This window comes from uncultured Treponema sp., from assembly GCF_934725225.1.
GTDB lineage: Bacteria > Spirochaetota > Spirochaetia > Treponematales > Treponemataceae > Treponema_D.
On record NZ_CAKVAM010000004.1, the window covers coordinates 162436 to 182351 of the forward strand.

A 19916-nucleotide genomic window follows, 5' to 3' on the forward strand; every position below is an offset into this window, starting at 1 on the left:
CTTACTTTAGATTAGATTTTAGTTTTTTACTTCGTACTCAACATCATCAGCGTTGTTTGCGCCCTTGAAGCCAGAAGCATTTCCGTCTTTTCCTTCATCAGGATTTGGATTTGAAGCGTTCTGTGCTCCTGCCGCGCCCTGCTGTTGCTGTGCAGCCTGAGACTTGTAAAGCTCTTCTGCCATCTTGTAAGAAGCCTGCTTCAAGTTTTCAGCCTTAGCCTTGATGTCATCAATATTGTCGCCCTTAAGAGCTTCTTTAAGCTCGTTCATGGCAGCTTCAATCTTTGACTTTTCGTCAGCGGAAATCTTGTCGCCTATATCCTTGAGAGATTTTTCAGTTGCATAAACAAGGCTGTCAGCTTCGTTCTTTGCATCGATTGCCTCTCTCTTCTTTTTATCAGCATCAGCATTTGCCTCGGCATCTTTTACCATGCGGTTGATTTCCTCTTCAGAAAGTCCGCTTGAAGAAGTAATCTGAATATGCTGCTCTTTGCCAGTTCCCATATCTTTTGCGCTTACATGGACAATTCCGTTCGCATCAATATCGAATGTAACTTCAATCTGAGGAACTCCACGAGGCGCCGCAGGGATTCCAGTAAGGTCAAAGTTGCCCAAAGTTCTGTTCTGGGCTGCCATTTCGCGCTCACCCTGAAGAACATGGATGCTTACAGCAGTCTGATTGTCCGCCGCAGTAGAGAAAACCTGGCTCTTCTTTGTAGGAATTGTTGTGTTGCGGTTGATAAGGCGTGTAAATACTCCGCCCATTGTTTCAATTCCCAAAGAAAGCGGTGTAACATCAAGCAAAAGAACATCTTTTACATCTCCTGCAAGAACACCGCCCTGAATTGCAGCACCAATCGCAACTGCTTCATCCGGGTTAACAGCACGGCTTCCTTCTTTTCCGAAAATTGACTTTACAATTTCCTGAACTTTTGGCATACGGCTTGAACCGCCGACAAGAAGAACTTCGTCAATCTTATCTGGTGTGATTTCAGCATCTTTCATTGCCTTCATACAAGGCTCGCGTGTAGCTTCAAACAAATGGTCTGTCATCTGCTCGAACTGGGCGCGTGTCAAAGTTTTCTGCAAGTGCTTTGGACCTGTGGCATCAGCTGTAATAAACGGCAAGTTGATTTCTGTTGTTGTCTGGTTTGAAAGAGAAATCTTTGCATTTTCAGCAGCTTCACGAAGTCTCTGCAAAGCCATGCTGTCTTTTGAAAGATCGATTCCAGTATCAGCCTTGAACTGCTCAATAAGCCAGTTTACAACACAGCGGTCCCAGTCGTCTCCGCCAAGGTGAGTGTTTCCGTTTGTAGATTTTACTTCGAAAACGCCGTCGCCAAGTTCAAGAATTGAAATATCAAATGTACCGCCGCCAAGATCGTATACAGCGATTGTTTTTTCCTGCTTCTGATCCTTGTTGAATCCGAATGCCAAAGATGCGGCTGTAGGCTCGTTGATAATGCGCTTTACATCAAGACCTGCGATTTTACCAGCATCTTTTGTAGCCTGACGCTGGGCATCGTTAAAGTAAGCCGGAACTGTAATTACAGCTTCTGTAACTGTTTCGCCAAGATAATCTTCCGCAGTCTTCTTCATTTTCTGAAGAATAAACGCTGAAATTTCCTGCGGGCTGTATTCCTTCTTTGCTCCGTTTTCTTCAACTTCAACACGGACATCTTCACCGTGGTCTTTTACAGTGTATGGAACAAGCTTTGCTTCACCTGAAAGCTCATTGTAGCGGTGTCCGATAAAACGTTTAATAGAATAAATTGTGTTTTTTGGATTTGTAACCATCTGGTTTTTTGCAGGAAGACCAACAATGCGGTCTCCTTTTGCAGTAAAACCAACGATTGAAGGTGTTGTGCGTCCGCCTTCTGAGTTCTGGATTACAACAGGCTCGCCGTTTTCCATTACAGCGACGCAAGAATTTGTTGTTCCCAAGTCAATTCCAATAATCTTACCCATAATATTTACCTCTTTTTATATTCAATTTATTTTTTCTGAAGAAATTATTTCTGTTCTTCAGTTTCTTTCTTTTCTTCTGACGGCGGATTTACAGTTCCGTCCGGCATGCTCACCATTACTTTTGCATGGCGAATAACTCTGTCCTTAAGTTTGTAGCCTTTTAGATAAACTACTTTCAGCACAGGAGAAGCAACCGGGTCTTGAGAAGAGCCAATGGCTTCATGAATATCAGGATCAAACGCATCGCCTGCAACGCCGTAAGAAACAAGATTGTATTTGTTCTCAAGCATACTGATGAGGCTTTTGTTTATCATTGTAACGCCATCCGCAATAGACTTTGGATCTGTGGCAGTAGCCGCGGCTTCAACAGTGCGGTCAAAGTTATCAAGGCTTTCAAGAAGATCCTTCAGCAAATTTGTGTTTGCAAAATCAAAGGCTTCCTGTTTTTCCTGAATCGCTCTTTTTCTGTAGTTGTCAAAATCAGCAGCGCGGCGCAAAACCTGATCTTTTAAGTCAGCGTTTTCTTTTTTCAGCCCGTCAATCTGCTTTTCAAGCTCTGCAATTTTTTCTTCCGCGGAAAGAGTTTTTTCTTCCTGAACTTCCGCATTTTCATTTTTTTCATTTTCCTGAGCTACGGCATTCTGAACATTTTCATGCTCTTCGTGCTTGTGTTCCTCGTGGTGATGATGTTTTTCTTTGCTCATTTTATTTTCCTATCTGATGAAAAAGATAATAAAATTTATATCGAGTTGTCAACAAATTTTTGAAATTTGTCATGCAATAATGTATTTTTTATTTGCGCTCGTCCATTGGAACGTAATCACGCTCTTCCGCGACATTTTTGTATGCCGGACGGTAAATGCGTTTTCCTGCGACAATCTCTTCAATTCTATGCGCGCTCCAGCCGGCAATTCTTGCAATGGCAAACAACGGAGTGTAAAGCTCGCGCGGAATTCCAAGCATCGAATAAACAAAGCCTGAATAAAAGTCAACATTTGTGCAGATTCGTTTTTTCTGTCCGTGAAGCTCATAAAGAACTTCCGGAGCAAGACGTTCTATTGAAGTGTAAAGATTAAATTCTTCCTCGCAGCCTTTTTCTTTTGCAAGTTCCGCAGCCTTGTTTCTTAAAAGAATTGCGCGTGGGTCGCTGATTGTATAAACGGCATGTCCCTGTCCGTAGATAAGTCCTGTGCGGTCGAAAGCTTCTTTTTTTCCGATTTTATAAAGATAATCTTCTATCTCTTTTTCGTTGCTCCAGTCTTTTACGTTTTCCTTGATATTGTCCATCATTTCTATAACGCGGATATTTGCTCCACCATGGCGACGGCCTTTTAAAGAGCCAACTGCGGCGGCAACAGCGGAATAAGTATCTGTGTCCGCGGAAGAAACTACGTGAATTGTAAGAGAAGAGTTGTTTCCTCCACCGTGCTCGGCATGAAGAATAAGCGCAAGGTCAAGGATTTCAGCTTCAAGATGAGTATAGCTTTTGTCGTTTCTTGTAAGGCGCAGGAAATTTTCCGAAGTGCTAAGCTCTGGAAGCGGATTATGAATGTACATGCTTTTTCCGTCATAATAACGGCGTTTTGCCTGATAGCCATAAGCCGCCAATGTTGAAAAGCGGGAAATAAGTTCAATGCACTGGCGAAGAATATTTGCAACATCGCGGTTTTCTGGATCCGGGTCATAAGAATAAGAAGCAAGAACTCCGCGCGCAATTTTATTCATAATATCACTTGAAGGCGCTTTCATTATCATGTCTTCTGTAAAATATTCAGGAAGAGATCTTAAGCTTCCCAAGAAACTTGAAAACTCATCCAGCTGCGACTGAGTTGGAAGCTGCCCGAACAAAAGAAGATAAACGCACTGCTCAAATCCAAACTGATGATGAAGTTCCGCGTCTTTTACAATATCCTCAACATTATATCCGCGGTAAATCAATTTTCCAGGAATGGCGACTTTGTTTCCGTCATCATCGATGTAATAGCCTACAACATCTCCGATTTTTGTAAGTCCGACCAAAACTCCGCGTCCGTCCGCATATCTAAGACCGCGCTTGACATTGTATTTTTCATAAAGGGCTGGATCTATGGGATCGTTGTCCACAGTAAGTTTTGAAAGTTTGTCGATAAAATTTGAATTCTGACTGTTTTCGTTCATAGACGAGCCTCCATTTTTGTATAAATATGCACTTTTTTTTATAAAAACTATATCAGCATACAAAAAATTAAGTATTTATTCAATAAGAGAGAATAATTGCAAAAATTCAGTTTTATTAAAATTCAAAAATTCCGCCCGCATAACTTTTTACGCAGGCAGTTTTTTCTTTACATTCTTTCCAAGTAAGGAACAAGAACAAGTTCCATTCCGCTTTTTAAAACGGTCAAAGTGCATTGCGCAAGAGCAAGGCGGGCTTTTGCAAGGCGTTCATTTTCAGAAGCAGTTCCGACAATCGGGCAGTCCCGGTAAAACGCGCTGAAACTTTTGCTTACATCGTAAAGGTAAGAAGCCATTCCGCTTGGATCTAAAGTTTCCGCAGATTTTTGAACAACGGAAGGGAATCTTTCCAAGTCCTTTATCAAAGCCCATTCGCTTTCCGCAGTTAAAAGTGAAAAATCTTCCGCCGAAACTGAAGGCTCAAGTCCCTGCTCTTTTGCCTTGCGTAAAATTGAAGCAATGCGCGCTCCCATGTACTGAAGATAAGGTCCTGTGTTTCCGTTGAAGCTAAGCGATTCTTCCGGGTTGAAAAGCATATCTTTTACCGGAGCAACATTCAAAAGGTAATAATCCAAGGCAGCCAGCGCAATTTTTTCAGCGACATCATCAGGACTTCCAACTGAATTGTCTCTGCCGCGCTCTTCAATTGCCTTTAAAGCCTGCGCATGAAGATTGTCAATCAAGTCATCGGCATCAACAACAGTTCCCTCACGGCTTTTCATTCTTCCGCTCGGAAGGTTTACAAGTCCATAGCTCAAATGGAACAGTTTTTCAGTCCAGCTGAATCCAAGTTTTTTCAAAATATGGAAAAGAATTTTAAAGTGATAGTTCTGCTCGCTTGCAACAACGTAAACAAGCTGATTAAAAGGCCAGTCATTGTGGCGGCTGATTGCAGTTCCAATGTCTTGCGTTATATAAACAGAAGTTCCGTCTTTTCTTAAAAGAACTTTTTCGTGACTGTCTTCATCTTTGCCTTTTCCAACAACATCGGTAACATCGATTCTTACAGAACCGTCTGGAGCTTTAAAGAACACGCCTTTTTCAAGTCCCTTTAAGATTTCGTCCTTGCCTTTTAAATAAGTGTCGCTTTCAAAGTAGAATTTGTCAAAGGCAATTCCAGTTCTTTTGTAAGTTTCCTTTAGTCCGTCCAAAGTCCAGCCGTTCATTTTCTGCCAAAGCTCGCGGATTTCTTTGTCGTCCTGTTCCCATTTTACAAGCATTTCTTCCGCCTGCTGAACGGCTTCCGGGTGCTCCTTGGAATACTTATCAAACTCAACATAGCACTGGCCAACAAAATGATCTCCTTTCATTCCAAGAGATTCAGGAGTTTCGTTTTTTGCCTCGTGGAAAAGCTTGTACGCCAGCATTGATTTACAGATGTGGATTCCGCGGTTATTAATAAGGTCAACTTTAAAAACTTCTGCGCCAGCTTTCTTTAGAATCCGGCTCACGCTTTCACCAAGAGCGTCATTGCGAAGATGTCCAAGATGAAGCGGCTTGTTTGTGTTCGGCGAAGAAAATTCAACCATAATCCGCTGACCTTCAAGAGGCTTTTTTCCTGCGGAATCAAAAGAGCCGTAATTTTCTCCCTGAGAAACAATCGAAGCCAAAATTCCTGCGGCAGAAGCAGCCTTGTTGAGCTTTACATTCACATAAGGACCAGCAGCGTCAAATTCGCCAAGAGAAGCAAGCTCCTTATCAGTTTCCGCGGATTTTTTAAGCGACTGGGCAACGGCGGCGGCAATTGCAGGAGGAGCCATTCTGAACATTTTTGCAAAAGGAAACATCGGGCTTCCCAAATCTCCCATTTCAGGGCGCGGCGGATTTTCCACACGCACAAGTTTTTCGTCAATTTCAGGGCAATCTATTTTATTTTCAATTTTAAACTGATTCACAGCATTCAACACAGCGGATTTAAACAAATCTTTTTGACTTAACATAATTTTTCCTTAAAAATTTTCTTTGTCCAAAAATCAAGCGGACAGCAATTTATTTTTAGAAAGTATAACAAAATAAAAACAAAGTGAAAAGCACAGGAATTTTGAAGAAAAATGAATACTCATATTAAGTACCATTGCCGTGTTTGACACAGCAATCCAATAGATTATCGGGTCAAGCCCGATAATGACAGTAAAATATATAATTTTAAATTCCTGCTCAAACAAAAGAAGCATTCCTATTAGAAGAGGAAGAGCTTTCCGCTTAAAGAAAAAACAGCGTTCCTGTTCCAATAGGAAGCTCGTTCCGCCTACAACAGGAAGCAAAAAATATATGGTTAATGCTCTTCCATTGGATGGTCTTGAAGATGCCCTGTCTTTCTAAGATTCACAGAATGATTCAGATAATGGAAAGTAATAAAAACAAGCTCAACTATCGCCAAAAACAGGCAAAGTTCGGCAGTCGCAACTCTTACAGTAAGCTTGTACGAAATCAAAACTGAAAAGCAAATAAGAAGCTGAAGAGACAAAAGGAACAGAATTGTCGCACCGCGGGAAAATCCGACGTTCAGCATTTTGTGGTGAATATGAGATCTGTCCGCGCTGAAAATAGAACGATGGTCGCGAAGCCTTCTCCAAGTGGCGGCAATAACATCAGTCAGCGGAATAGACGCAATAAGAAGCATTATGAGCATCTTATTGTATTCAAAGCTTAGCGATTCTTCATAAATAAGCGGAAAAACTGCAACTGCAAATCCCAAAGTCTGGCTTCCAGAATCTCCAAGGAAAATTTTTGCCGGAGGCTTGTTGAAAACCATAAAGCCTGCAATCGCGCCCGCAAGAATAAAATAAAGCGAAAATGAATCAGTTCTAAAAATCAGGCTTAAAACGCCAAGCGTTATAATAGAAAGAAATGAAATTCCAGAGCAAAGCCAGTCAATTCCGTCAATTAAATTGAAAGCATTTACGCAAACCAAAATCCAAAAGAAAGTAAAAATTTTCCCCAAAACTGGGTTTAAGTTGACAAAGAATATTTTGTTGATTCCAACAGGACTCAGCGCAACCAAGAGAGCCGCCGCAATTTGAACTAAAAACTTAAACCGCGCATGCAAATCAACAAGGTCGTCAATAAATCCAAAGGCAAATATCAAAAGCAGACCTAAAAATGCTTGCCAGGCAAAATTAAATGCTCCCTTCTGAAAAAGGCAGACGAAAATTCCTGCGCAAACAAAAAAAGACACAAAGACTGCGACTCCTCCCAAACGAGGAATGTTTCCGCTATGAATCTTACGAGGATCTATTTCATCATAAATTTCGTATCTTTTGCAAATTTTTATTATAAACCAAGTCAGCAAAAGGCTCAAAACAAAAGTCAGCAATGAAAAATAAAATATCAACAAGTACCTCCCCCCCCCCACTAAAAAGTTTATTTTACCGCTTTTTACTGAGAGTGAATTATAGATTAACATTTTTTTATATTTAGTTCAATATATCGGCTGTATATAACACATATTATCATTGCATACAGGGCAAACGCATTATAAATAATTTAAGTAAAGTTTGCACGAAGGAACGGTTTCTGGGGAAAAAACACTCTGATTGTTGCAACCGCATGAGCTGGCAATTCTATAGTTACTTTACAACAATCAGCGTGTAGCGCATTATTGCGCGATTTTGAACCACGAAACCGTGACTGGAAGCCAGTTTTATGCTGAACACATTTATAATACATTTGCCCTATCATTGCGCAACTCTTTTGTTGTATTTTTGCGGAAATTTGATTATATTCATTGCAAACTAAACACAAAAAAATCGAGGTGAAAAATGGCTTGTGGTGGAAGCTGCTCCAGCTGCGGAGACAAATGTGAAAAAAAGCCTTTAAAGGAAAATCTTCATTCAGGCTCTTCTGTAAAAAAAGTTATTGGAATTGTTTCCGGCAAAGGCGGAGTCGGAAAATCGCTTGTAACAAGCCTTTTAGCCTGCAAAGTAAATAAAGACGGATTCAAGACAGCAATTCTTGATGCAGACATTACAGGACCTTCCATTCCAACTTCATTCGGGCTTGGCAACGTCCGCGCGGAAAGTGTTTCAGAAAAAAACAGCGACGGAAGCGAAGGCGGATACTTAAAATCAGTCAAGTCAAAGTCAGGAATTCAGCTTATGTCAATGAATTTCCTTTTGCAAAACGAAACTGACCCGGTTGTTTGGCGTGGTCCTGTAATTTCCGGGGCAGTGCGCCAGTTTTGGACAGATGTTCTTTGGGAAGACGTTGACTTTATGTTTGTTGACTGTCCGCCGGGAACTGGAGACGTTCCGCTCACAGTTTTCCAGTCGCTTCCAGTAGACGGAATTATAATTGTCTCTTCACCGCAGCAGCTCGTGCGCGTAATCGTTGAAAAAGCCGTAAACATGGCAAACATGATGAATATTCCAGTTTTGGGGCTTGTAGAAAACATGAGCTACGTAAAATGCCCGGACTGCGGAAAAGAAATAAAAGTATTCGGTGAAAGCAACATCACAAAAATCGCGGAAGAATTCAATTTAAAAGTTCTTGCGCGCATTCCAATCGAACAGAATATGTCTGCTGCAGTTGACAAAGGCGAAATTGAATCTCTTGACGCGCCTTTCATTGAAGAAGCTGCAAAAGCTGTTGAGGCTTTATGATTTCCGCGGAAGAAGCAAAAAAACGCGCAAAGGAAAATTTTCTAAGCGGCTTCAACTGCGCCCAGTCAGTTCTTGAAGTTTTCTGCGGAGAACTTGGAATTGACCGGGAGCTTGCATTAAAATCTGCCCAGGCATTTGGCGGCGGAACTTGCAGGCTGCGTGAAATGTGCGGCGCGGTAAACGGAATGCTGCTTGCATTAAGCATAAAAAGCGGTAGTTCAGATCCAAAGGACAAAGAGGCCAAAGATTCAGTTTACAAAGACGGACAAATTTTGTGCGAAAAGTTCAGGGAAAAGAACGGTTCGTTTATCTGCCGGGAACTTCTTGGACTTTCGCCGCTCGGACAATCTCAAAGCTACCTGCGAAAAAATTCCGTGGAAGGAAAAGCAGATTCTCCAGTTTCAGAAAAAAGAACAGAAGAATACTACAAAAAACGCCCTTGCCCGGAACTTTGCGCCGATGCCGCTGAACTTTTTGCGGAATACTTGAATACAAAATGAACCTTATCTGCGCGCCAATGGCAACCTTGAGCCACGAAGCATTCAGAATTTCCGTGGAAGAATTCGGAGGCTGCGACGAATATTTTACAGAAATGATAAACGCATCTTCGCTTTTGAACATGGGACCGTTTGAAAAATATTACCTTCTGAACGGACCTTGCCCAAAAAAAATCGTGTGGCAGCTAACGGGAACTTCTGCAGAATCCTTGGCAAAGGCGGCAGAAACAGTATGCGAAAAAGGCGGAATCGGAATCGACTTGAACATGGGCTGCTCCGCTCCGCAAATCTACAAGACAGGAGCCGGAATCGCCTGGATGCTAAAGCCGCTAAATGAAACCAAAGAAGCGGTCATTCAAGTAAAAAAATCGCTGAGCTTGATAGAAGAAAAAATGCAAAAACACTTCAGGCTAAGCGTAAAATGCAGGCTTGGAGATGAAAACTTCACGGAAAAAAGTTTTTTCAACTTTACAGATATGCTTGTAGAAAACGGAGTTGAGCTTATAACGCTTCACGCGCGCACAATCAAGGAAAAATACCGCGGACTTCCAAGATACGAGTTCGCGCAAAAACTTTCACAGCGGTACGCAAAAAAAATCAAAGTCTACGTAAACGGCTGCATAAAGGACACCGCCAGCGCAAAATTTGCCATTCAAAAAGCCCCGGAAGCAGACGGAATTATGATTGCAAGAGCCGCCGCCGAACGTCCCTGGATTTTCACGCAAATAAAAAAAGACCTTGAAGGTTCAGCGGAAAAAATCAGCATTGACAGAATGCAGACTGCCTTGAATTTTATAGACAATGTTGAAAAATTCCAGCCAAAGGAATTCCACAAGACGCGGATTCAAAGATTTTTTTCATACTACTGCGCACAGTTCGAGTTCGCCCATTATTTTCAGACAAAAATGCTTAATTACAAGTCAAATGAAGAAAGCCGGAATGAAATTCGTGATTATTTTCAAAAACAGCCTCATGAACGCTTCATTCAAGTGTGAATTTTCAATTTTAAGGAATTTTTTTCAGGAATAAGAGATATTCTTGTATTTTTATGCATATTCTTGAAAAATATTGTATATTCCTGAGTTTTTTGTATAAATATTCAAGAATATAAGCTATTCTTCAAGAATATTAAATTTTCCTCAAGAATATTGAATTTTCCAGAAGAATATTAAATTTTCCTCACAAATTTTGAGGATTCAAGCCGAATTCTTCCTTGGGCTGATGCAAATCGGAATTTTTTGGCTCAACATGGATTACAATGTCGTAAATTTCAGGAATTTCCTTGCGTATTGCGCTTTCAACCTGCTCGCTAAGCTCGTGCGCCTCGTAAACGGAAAGCGACGGGTCAACTTCAATGTCCAAGTCAACGTCAAAACTGGAAGCCATTCTGCGGATTCTGGCCTTGTGCGGATTTTGGACACCGGAAACTGTTGCAACCGCATCGAACAGTTTTTTGTAAAGGGAACTGTCAGCGTTTCCGTCCATAAGCTCAAGGTTCATCCTTGCAAAAAGGGAAGCGGCATTTTTTATAACCCAAAGTCCCACAAGCAGCGCAATTGCCGGGTCAAGAAAAGGAAGCTTAAAAAAGTCTGAGCATAAAAGTCCTGCAAGAACAGCGGCGGAAAGCATTATGTCGCTTTTCATGTTCTGGGCGTTTGCCTTTACAATTTCGCTTTCGGCAATTTTTCCGTAGTGAAACTGAATAAAGGCAAGAAGAGATTTTCCTGCAATTGAAATAACAGCCGCATAAACCGCCACAAGTGAAGTTTCAGAGTGAAAATCATGCAGAATAAGTTTTTTTGCCGCGGAAAGAACAATCTGCGCGCCCGCAAAGAAAATTATAAAAGCCAAAGCCATCGTTGCAGTCGTTTCTGCCCTTGCGTGCCCCCAAGGATGCTCCTTGTCGCCCGGCTGCTGAATTATGCGGCTTACAAACAAAGTTACAAGCGCAATCAGAACATCGGTTGAACTGTCAACTGCATCGCCTGCAACCGCAAGAGAACCTGAAAGATATGCGAACAAAAACTTCACAGCGGCAAGAACTGCGTTTCCAACCAGGGCCGCAACTCCTGCCACTTTGATGTAATGGGCTTTTAAGCTTGTCGCGTTCATTTATTTTGCCACGATGTTTACAAGCTTGTCTTTTACAACAATGACTTTCGCAATCGTCTTTCCGTCCGTAAACTTTTTGTAGCCTTCAGTCTGGGATGCAAGATTTTTAAGCGTTTCGTCATCTGTTCCAGGAGCGGCTTCAAATTTGTCGCGGAGTTTTCCGTTTATCATTACGACAATCTGAATGCTGTCTTCCTTGCAGAATTCCTCGCTGAACGAAGGCCATTTTTCGTAAGCTACAGTTTTTGTTCCGCCAAGTTTCTGCCAAAGCTCTTCGCCAAGGTGAGGCGCATACGGGCTAAGAATAAGAACAAAGTCTTTCCACATTTCTTTTGGAAGAGAATTGAACTTTGAAGCTTCGTTTATAAAAATCATCATCTGGCTGATTGCAGTGTTGAAGCTGAGAGAAGCTGTGTCTTCTGTAACCTTTTTGATTGTCTGGGCGAAAGTCTTTCTAAGCGCAACAAGGGCTTTGTCTTCAATCTTGCCTTTTATGTCAATGTCGTCCATTGGCTTTTCACTGATATTCCAGACTTTTTCAAGGAAGCGGTTTATTCCTACAAGTCCCTGTGTGTTCCAGGGCTTGGAAACAGTGAGCGGTCCCATGAACATTTCGTACATACGCACAGAATCTGCTCCGTACTTCTGAATCATTTCGTCCGGATTTACAACATTCTTGAGCGACTTGGACATCTTGGCGATAATCTGCTCAACCTGCTCGCCTGTTGACTTTTCAAAATATTTTCCGTCTTTTTCTTCAACTTCATCTGTCGGAACAAGAGTTTTGTTTTTGCGCTGAAATGCAAACGAAGTTATAAGTCCTTGGTTTATAAGGCGATGGAACGGCTCTTTTGTTGAAACTGCTCCGATGTCATAAAGAACTTTGTGCCAGAATCTTGCATACAAAAGGTGAAGAACCGCGTGCTCAGCTCCTCCAACATAAAGGTCAACAGGCATCCAGTATTCTTCTTTTTCTTTTGAGCAGAACTCTGAATTGTTTTTTGGATCAAGGTAGCGAAGATAATACCAGCACGAACCGCCCCACTGAGGCATTGTGTTTGTCTCGCGCTTTGCTTTTCCGCCGCATTTAGGGCAAGTTGTGTTGACCCAGGACTCGATTGCAGCAAGAGGGCTTTCTCCTGTTCCTGTTGGCTGATAAGATTTTACATCAGGAAGTTTTACCGGCAAATCTTTTTCCGGCACCGGAACACATCCGCATTTTTCGCAGTGAACAAGAGGAATCGGTTCGCCCCAGTAACGCTGACGGCTGAAAATCCAGTCGCGGAGCTTGTAGTTTACAGTTGCCTTTCCGCATTTTTTTTCTTCAAGGAATTTTATCATTTCCTGAATCGCGTCTTTTGTGCTTTTTCCTGTGAGGAATTCCGAGTTGATTGAATATCCGTCTTTTGCAGAAGTGCATTCATTTGCCACACAGAAAATTTCAGGATGGGCTTCAACAAGTTTTTTGTATTCCTCTGGATTTTTTGAAGCGGCCTGCAAAAGTTCTGCGCCTTTCTTTTCGTCTCCGCCGCCAAGGGAAACAACGTCTTCTCTTGTAGCAATTACTTTTATAATCGGCAAATTGAATTTCTTTGCAAAATCCCAGTCGCGCTCATCGTGCGCAGGAACAGCCATAATCGCGCCAGTTCCGTAAGAAGTCAAAACGTAATCAGAAATCCAGATTGGAACTTTCACTCCGTTTACAGGATCAATTCCGTAGCTTCCTGTAAAAACGCCAGTCTTGTTTTTGTTCAAGTCCGTGCGCTCAAGGTCGGATTTTTTTGCGGCTTCTTCAACGTAAGCTTCAACTGCGGACTTTTGCTCTGGAGTTGTGAGCTCCTTGAGCATTTTGTGTTCCGGCGACATTACCATGTAAGTGCAGCCAAAAAGCGTGTCGGCTCTTGTTGTGTAGACTTTCAAATATTTTCCGCTTCCGTTTCCGTCTTTGTCAGCGACTTCAAATTCAACTTCCGCGCCGCAAGATTTTCCAATCCAGTTTTTCTGCATGAGCTTTACGCTTTCAGGCCAGTCAAGCAAATCAAGATCTTCAAGGAGACGTTCTGCGTAATCGGTGATTTTCAAAATCCACTGGCGGATTGTCTTGCGTGTTACAACTGCGCCGCATCTTTCGCACTTGCCTTCTTTTACTTCCTCGTTTGCAAGACCTGTGAGGCAAGAAGGACACCAGTTGATTGGAGTTGCAGCTTCATAAGCCAAGCCTTTTTTGTAAAGCTGAAGGAAAATCCACTGCGTCCATTTGTAATATTCCGGGTCGCAAGTTGAAACGCATCTGTCCCAGTCATAGCTGAATCCAAGAGCTTTTATCTGGCGCGTAAAATTTGCAATGTTAGCGTTTGTTGTGATTGAAGGATGAGTTCCGGTTTTTATCGCATAGTTTTCAGCAGGAAGTCCAAACGAGTCGTAGCCCATCGGATGCAAAACATTGCAGCCGTTCATGCGCAAGTAGCGGCTGTAAATATCTGTGGCTGTGTAGCCTTCAGGATGTCCTACGTGAAGTCCCGCTCCGCTCGGATACGGAAACATATCAAGAATATATCTGCGTTTTTCTTTTGGAAATGATTTGTCTTCTTCTACGCGGAAAGTTTTGTTTTCTTCCCAGTACTTCTGCCATTTTACTTCAATATTTTGAAAAGGATAGTTAGACATAAAAAGCCTCTGTAAAAAATGATGTGGCAGTATTATAGAATAAACAGAAAATATTTTCTATGGGATTTGAAATTTCGAATTTTGGAAAAACAAAAAAGTTTTGAATTTATTTTTGCAATTCCGCGCGCCAATTTTCTGCAAGTTTTTCAAGGGAAAATGAAGCGTTGGCAGGACTTGTGGACGGAAGCGTTTTTAGCATGGAGCACAAATTTTCATCCTGATATTTTAGAAAAAATTTTGCGGCAGTTTTTCCATTGGCAAGAATTTTTTTGACATTGGAATTTTCAACAATTGATTTTATGTCGGAAGGAACAACGTTTTTAATTGAACTGTCAGATGAGCCGCAAATTGTGCATTCCTTGATTGAATCATAAACTGCGATTTTATGTTGCCTCAAAAAATTTTTCTTTTCTTCTGTAGTCTTCGGAACTTCATCAGAAAAAACAAGGGCAAGCATTTTCCAAAAACGGTTCTGCGGATGTCCGTAGTAAAATCCATTTTCCCGCGACTTTACAGACGGAAGGCTTCCCACAATAAGAACGCAGGAATCCTCGCAAAAAAACGGACTGAACGGATGCACAATATGCTCTGGAATAAAAATATTTTTCTGCATAAAATTTATTTTCTCGTTTTCAATTTTAGTTAATGATAAAACAAACGCAGGCCTGTCATCAAGTCAATAAAAAATTTTGCAAAGGTTGCTGAACTGATTTTTTCATTCTATAATTTCCGCACTTAAAAAATGAAAATCAAAATAGGAAATTTTGACTGCACAGAATGTTGGGACGGCATTTTTTACAAGAAGCTTTCGGCATTTCCAAAAATAACAGACTGGGAAATTCAGACGGTACTGGACTTCATCAACTACGAAAAACTTTACGGCCGCGAATGTCAAATCGAAGCGAGCGGCGAAATTCTTTCGCAAATCGAACAGTTCAAATTGAAAAACAATCCCCGCCTTTCAGCTCCGGCAAAAATCACCGAGTGCACCGCCTGCCCCACTTACAAAGGCTGCATGACCGATTTTGTGTGCCACACTTCGCCTGTGGAAAACGCGGCAAAAATCTTTGACTGCGGCTCGCTTCTTTCGCCTGTAAAAGCGCGGAAAATAAGCGGCGCGGAACTTGCAAAGGAGGCACGGAACGCGGCGAAAGACCCGGCGGATTATTTTGAATACATCATGTTCGCTTGGGGAAACTGCCAGGCTGGCGACCGTCTTGTAATGGAACGAAAATTGAAGCGATTCCCGAACGAAAAGGACTTGAGCGAGGATTTTACTCCCGGCGTAAGATTTTTCTTTGACTACAAAAAACTTTGCACGCACCCGAATGCAGTTTTTGAAGGCGTTCTTCCGCTCAAAATCAAGGACGAAGTGATTTTAAAGGACTGGATTCACGCAATCGTTGTGCCGGAAAACGAGCGCGCCGCTTTGGAAAAACACATTCCGCAGAACCTTGCGCAGAAAGTCCACTTTGTAAAGAACGACTGTAAGGACATCTGGACTTGGTCAGAAAAAGTGTATGAATTTATAAAAAAGGTTTGATTTCATACTAGCAAAACTCATGTCATTATCCATCTTGAGTTGCGATGTTTGCATAGCAAACTCGGTTAATAATCTCCGATAAGATCATCGGGGCAAGCCCGATGATGACACTGACGCATACAAGGACAAAAAATGACAAACGAACTTTTACAGAAGGTTTTATCAAAAGTATCTTTTATGTCATTTTCGGGCTTGACCCGAAAATCTTATGTGTTGTCAGAGATTCCTGTGTCGTGGCACAGGAATGACAAATGAAAATCAAGTGCGACAATGACATTTGGAACCTCTTAGCCTCCAACAACTTCACAAGGACAAAAAATGACAAACGAACTTTTAGAAAATCTTGAAAAACTTCACACGACGGAATTAGGCGCTGTCCGCATAAAACGGAATCTCGGTCTTGAAACCGGCGATGCCGTCGCCTGGTGCAAGAACGCAATTCTTACGGCAGCAAAAAATATTGAAAATGAAGAATCAAGCGGTGGCGAAACTTGCGGAACAGTTCACAACGAGAAATCAGGCAACGCTAACAGCAAAAATTCCATCAACAAAATCTTTCGCAAGGGAAAAAACTGGTACATAAAAACAGACGGCTGCACAATCACGGTGAACGCGTACAGCTACACGGTGATTACGGCGCATAAGGAAGAAGAAAATGAAAACAACAACACAATTCACAAAAAAAGCGCTGGCAAGAGATGAAAAGCCAAGCCACAACTGTTTTTTCGCATTGAACTCTGAATAAAAATGATATATTCTTGCAATGCGAATATTATGTCAATTCGCAGGGATATAATCCGTTCATAAAAACAACATCAGCCATATTTTAAGGAGGAATCATTTATGAAAAAAATCAAACTTTTTGCCGTGATTGCAATGCTTGTGGCGTTTACTATAATGGGGGGGGGATGCAATTTTGACGAAAATATTTTTGGCAACAACAATGAAACTTCATCCAGCGAAACTGAAAAGGAACTTAATCCAAATAATCCGCTAGGAGCAGATGACGATGAGATAGTTGTAATAGACCTTGATGTCATGAGCCAAAACGAAATCAATGAAATCAGTTTCCAAAAAGGAATGACATACAAGGTTAAAGGCTCAAAAGGCGGCACGAAGCTGACCAAACTTTTTAACAAGATGACCGACCTGACCTTTCTAATAAACGTGGATCTGTCCGACCTGCAGATTACCCAGTTCACAGACAATCTCGGCTGTCATTCATGCATACAGAATTTAGTTCTGCCAAAAACGTTAAAGACAATGGGAACTTTCTCATTTTTGAAGAACAACAGCTTAAAGTCCATCGTGTTTTACGACAAGTTGATTGATTTGGGCGGATACGGATTCATGGCGCAAAAACTGGAATCGATTCACGTAATCGGCGAAAATCCCATCTATAAAAGTATCGACGGTGTTTTGTATGCAAAGTACACCTGGAAGGACGCATGGTACTTATGCCAGTGCCCGCTAAGAAAGACAGGAGAAGTCAACATTGAGGAAGGAACTGTCGCGGTCACTGGAGGAGACGGACAGGGATTCGGTTCGGGGATAACAAAAATCGTCATTCCGCTGTCGGTAACGGAAATACCTGAGGGAGCGTTTGAAAAGGCGACAAACGCCACAATTTACGTCGCATTCAAGAAGACTGCGCCTGAAGGCTGGGCTGATGACTGGAACGAATACTGCAAAGAAGTCGTCTATGACCAGAACGGGCCTGACACTCCTCCTGTTACAGTAAATGAAGAAACTGCGTCTTGGACAGGGGAAGAAAAGAGAAAAGCGCTCACCGCCTCAAATTTGGATTTATTCACGGCAGATGAAATATATGTCTACTATTACTGCAATCTTGCGCGCGTAAACGGCAAGAAATTCCTTGAGCTTGTCGCAAAACCCTTTGTGGCGGACTCCAAAAACGGTTATGACGAAAACGACTCTTATGTGAAGTCCCTTTATGCGGATTTGGAGACTTTATCGGATGACTTGCCGATGCTGTCTCCTGACAAAGATTTGTGCGAAGCAGCTGCGGCTCATGCAGACGACATGATAGCAAACAACATTTTCCAGCATGGCTCTTCCGACGGAACGGACTGTTTTACAAGAATAAAGAAATATTACAGAGACTCAACTTACGGCGAGAATCTGGCGGCAAGGACAAACGGAACCGCGTTGCAGCTTGTAATGGATCTGCTCATAGACAAAGGCATTGAAGGAGCCGGGCACAGGAAAAACATACTGAACAGGAATTTCAGGGCGATGGGTGTCTCGGTAAAGTCAGGACATCCGACTTACGGAAATGTCTGCGTTCAGGATTTCGGCGGCAGTGTACTGAATCCGTCCGAAAACTAAACTCTACGACATGAGCTGAAATGTCCGTGAATACTACCCATTACCGAGTAATGCAAAAATTTCACGGGCAGAAAACACATCAAGCAACAAATGAAATTATTCTGCAGACTGAAAATGCATGTTTTCACGCAATGGAATAATTTCAGCAAACAAATAGAAATTTTGCATTATAATTACTTCAAGAACAAAAAAAACACTGAGAGATTTTATGAAATTACCAGTCACAACCGACCGCCTGATTATCCGCAAATACGAAGAAAAAGATTTAAATGATTTGTACGAATATCTTTCCGATGAGGAAGTTGTGCGTTTTGAACCGTACAGCGCACTCAGCTTTGACGAGACAAAGAAAAACCTTGAATGGCGGATTTCTTCTGACGAGATTTTTGCAATTGAACTTAAATCTACTGGCAAAATGATTGGAAATGTCTTTCTTGGAAAACGCGAATGTGAATCGCTAGAACTCGGCTACGTTCTGAACAAAAAATTCTGGGGAAACGGCTACGCCTTTGAAGCCTGCTTCTCTATGTGCAAGAACGCCTTTTCAAACGGCACGCACAGAATTGAAGCAAACTGCGATCCATTGAACAGCGCCTCCTGGAAACTTTTGGAACGGCTCGGCTTTATCCGCGAAGGACATTTGCGCAAAGACATCTACTTCCGAAAAGACAAAGACGGAAATCCAATCTGGAAGGACACCTATATCTATTCAAAATTGAACGAAAAGCAATAAAAAAAAGCTGTAATTTTCACTTGAAAAACACATAAAATTCACATATATTCAATTGTATAACACTGATTTTTTACAGGAGAAATTATGGCAAACTTGACAATCACACTCGATGACCAGGACAAAAAAGACATCTCTTCATTCTGCGAGCAGGTCGGAATGACGGTTTCCGGGCTTTACAACGTTTTCACAAAGCAGGTTCTCCGCGAAGGACGAATTCCGTTCGACATCGCTGTTGACCGCCCGAACCGCAAGACAATCAAGGCGATGAAAGAAGGCGACAGAATTGCGAACGACCCGAATGTAAAAGGATATAATAATGTTCATGACTTGATGGAGGCTTTGTTAAAGTAATGGAATTTTCAAAAGAAAAAACAAAATACGAAGTAAAATTCACCTCTGCAATGAAAAAAGACATGAAGAAAGTTGAAAAGCGGCATTACGACTTAAGCCTTTTTGCAGAAATAGTAGGAAAACTTGCAAACGGGCTGCCTCTTGATGAAAAATACTGCGACCACGCGCTTGAAGGAAACTGGAAGACCCACCGTGAATGTCACATAAAGCCGGACTGGCTTTTAATTTATCAGATAAAAGATGAAGTTCTGATTCTTGAGCTTTCCCGAACAGGAACTCACTCTGATTTATTCAAAAAATAGAACTTTTTTTCCAGCCTGTTCATTTTTTTTCTTAAAACTTGCTGTAAATTTCACACTTCGCGGTAATACGGGCAGATGTCCTCAAAATGTCCGTCTTTCATTTTGAATCCGCCTTTGATTGTTCCAAGCTGAATAAAACCGAGCCTTTCGTATAAATGCCGTGCATGGATGTTTGTTGCAACAACGGCGTTGAACTGCAAAATCTTGAAATTTGAGGTGCGTGCTTGATCAAGGCAGTCCTTCACGAGAAGCTCCCCGATGTGTAGTCCACGGCAGGCGGAACTTACGGCGTAGCTTGCGTTTGCGATGTGCGAACAGCGGCCGACATTGTTCGGGTGCAGAATGTAAAGCCCGACGGTTTTTCCGCTTTCAGTTTCTTCGGCGACTGCACAATAGGTTTGAGCTGCAAAAAATTCCGCTCCGCTTTTTTCATTCAAAGTCTCTTCCTGCGGAAAAGCAATGCCTTCCTCTACAACCTCGTTCCATATTCCGCACATTGCAGAAACGTCTTTTTCCGTATATTTTCTGATTGTAATTTTTTCCATTTTTTTTCCTTAATGCAAAAAATTATAACGAATA

The 19916-nt window shown here is 41.9% G+C and carries 18 protein-coding genes; 9 read left to right on the forward strand and 9 right to left on the reverse strand.

The features are described from left to right. Positions 1–18: 18 nt before the first annotated feature. The 5 genes from dnaK to Q0H92_RS07560 all read right to left on the reverse strand — a co-directional run bounded on the left by dnaK (position 19) and on the right by Q0H92_RS07560 (position 7516). Positions 19–1968: a molecular chaperone DnaK gene (gene dnaK, locus Q0H92_RS07540; RefSeq protein WP_296013519.1), complete on the reverse strand. Its 1950-nt coding sequence runs from the start codon at positions 1966–1968 to the stop codon at positions 19–21. Between the two features lie 44 nt (positions 1969–2012). Beyond that, a complete protein-coding gene (locus Q0H92_RS07545) occupies positions 2013–2672 on the reverse strand; it encodes a nucleotide exchange factor GrpE (RefSeq protein ID WP_296013523.1) in 660 nt (219 codons plus the stop codon). 88 nt (positions 2673–2760) lie between these two features. Next, entirely contained in the window at positions 2761–4125 is a 1365-nt protein-coding gene (locus Q0H92_RS07550; protein WP_296013526.1) for a citrate/2-methylcitrate synthase, read from the reverse strand. A gap of 167 nt (positions 4126–4292) precedes the next feature. After that, positions 4293–6122, reverse strand: coding sequence for an arginine--tRNA ligase (argS, locus tag Q0H92_RS07555; protein ID WP_296013529.1), 1830 nt, complete (start codon positions 6120–6122; stop codon positions 4293–4295). A gap of 335 nt (positions 6123–6457) precedes the next feature. Continuing rightward, positions 6458–7516 (reverse strand): MraY family glycosyltransferase, encoded by a 1059-nt coding sequence (locus Q0H92_RS07560; protein WP_296013532.1) that lies wholly within the window; start codon positions 7514–7516, stop codon positions 6458–6460. A 427-nt stretch (positions 7517–7943) separates the two neighbouring features. On the opposite strand from Q0H92_RS07560, the gene Q0H92_RS07565 reads away from it, so the two are divergent. Genes Q0H92_RS07565 through Q0H92_RS07575 form a run of 3 tightly spaced genes read left to right on the forward strand, consistent with a single transcriptional unit; the run spans position 7944 to position 10275 of the window. Continuing rightward, positions 7944–8783, forward strand: coding sequence for an Mrp/NBP35 family ATP-binding protein (locus Q0H92_RS07565; protein ID WP_296013533.1), 840 nt, complete (start codon positions 7944–7946; stop codon positions 8781–8783). After that, positions 8780–9283: a C-GCAxxG-C-C family protein gene (locus Q0H92_RS07570; RefSeq protein WP_296013536.1), complete on the forward strand. Its 504-nt coding sequence runs from the start codon at positions 8780–8782 to the stop codon at positions 9281–9283. Before Q0H92_RS07565 ends, Q0H92_RS07570 begins: the two co-directional genes overlap by 4 nt. Next, positions 9280–10275, forward strand: a complete 996-nt coding sequence (locus Q0H92_RS07575) for a tRNA-dihydrouridine synthase family protein (RefSeq protein WP_296013538.1) — start codon at positions 9280–9282, stop codon at positions 10273–10275. Before Q0H92_RS07570 ends, Q0H92_RS07575 begins: the two co-directional genes overlap by 4 nt. A 184-nt stretch (positions 10276–10459) precedes the next feature. On the opposite strand, the gene Q0H92_RS07580 is transcribed toward Q0H92_RS07575, so the two are convergent. The 3 genes from Q0H92_RS07580 to Q0H92_RS07590 form a co-directional block, all read right to left on the reverse strand. Then, complete coding sequence (locus tag Q0H92_RS07580) at positions 10460–11392, reverse strand: cation diffusion facilitator family transporter (RefSeq protein WP_296013542.1); 933 nt, start codon at positions 11390–11392, stop codon at positions 10460–10462. Next, entirely contained in the window at positions 11393–14059 is a 2667-nt protein-coding gene (gene leuS, locus Q0H92_RS07585; protein ID WP_296013544.1) for a leucine--tRNA ligase, read from the reverse strand. It abuts the gene before it with no gap. A gap of 106 nt (positions 14060–14165) precedes the next feature. After that, positions 14166–14672, reverse strand: a complete 507-nt coding sequence (locus tag Q0H92_RS07590) for a DNA-deoxyinosine glycosylase (protein WP_296013546.1) — start codon at positions 14670–14672, stop codon at positions 14166–14168. Between the two features lie 129 nt (positions 14673–14801). Between Q0H92_RS07590 and Q0H92_RS07595 the strand changes: the two genes are divergently transcribed. The 6 genes from Q0H92_RS07595 to Q0H92_RS07620 all read left to right on the forward strand — a co-directional run bounded on the left by Q0H92_RS07595 (position 14802) and on the right by Q0H92_RS07620 (position 19337). Beyond that, positions 14802–15602, forward strand: coding sequence for a hypothetical protein (locus Q0H92_RS07595; RefSeq protein ID WP_296013551.1), 801 nt, complete (start codon positions 14802–14804; stop codon positions 15600–15602). Positions 15603–15920: 318 nt separating this feature from the next. Next, complete coding sequence (locus tag Q0H92_RS07600; protein ID WP_296013555.1) at positions 15921–16304, forward strand: DUF3781 domain-containing protein; 384 nt, start codon at positions 15921–15923, stop codon at positions 16302–16304. Positions 16305–16445: 141 nt separating this feature from the next. Next, complete coding sequence (locus tag Q0H92_RS07605; RefSeq protein ID WP_296013558.1) at positions 16446–17951, forward strand: CAP domain-containing protein; 1506 nt, start codon at positions 16446–16448, stop codon at positions 17949–17951. A gap of 208 nt (positions 17952–18159) precedes the next feature. Next, entirely contained in the window at positions 18160–18684 is a 525-nt protein-coding gene (locus Q0H92_RS07610) for a GNAT family N-acetyltransferase (protein WP_296013562.1), read from the forward strand. Positions 18685–18768: 84 nt separating this feature from the next. Then, a complete protein-coding gene (locus Q0H92_RS07615) occupies positions 18769–19035 on the forward strand; it encodes a type II toxin-antitoxin system RelB/DinJ family antitoxin (protein ID WP_078930473.1) in 267 nt (88 codons plus the stop codon). After that, a complete protein-coding gene (locus tag Q0H92_RS07620; protein WP_296013568.1) occupies positions 19035–19337 on the forward strand; it encodes a type II toxin-antitoxin system YafQ family toxin in 303 nt (100 codons plus the stop codon). Before Q0H92_RS07615 ends, Q0H92_RS07620 begins: the two co-directional genes overlap by 1 nt. Before the next feature lie 50 nt (positions 19338–19387). Here Q0H92_RS07620 and Q0H92_RS07625 read toward each other — a convergent pair whose 3' ends face one another. Continuing rightward, positions 19388–19882, reverse strand: coding sequence for a GNAT family N-acetyltransferase (locus Q0H92_RS07625; protein WP_296013573.1), 495 nt, complete (start codon positions 19880–19882; stop codon positions 19388–19390). Positions 19883–19916 lie beyond the last annotated feature (34 nt).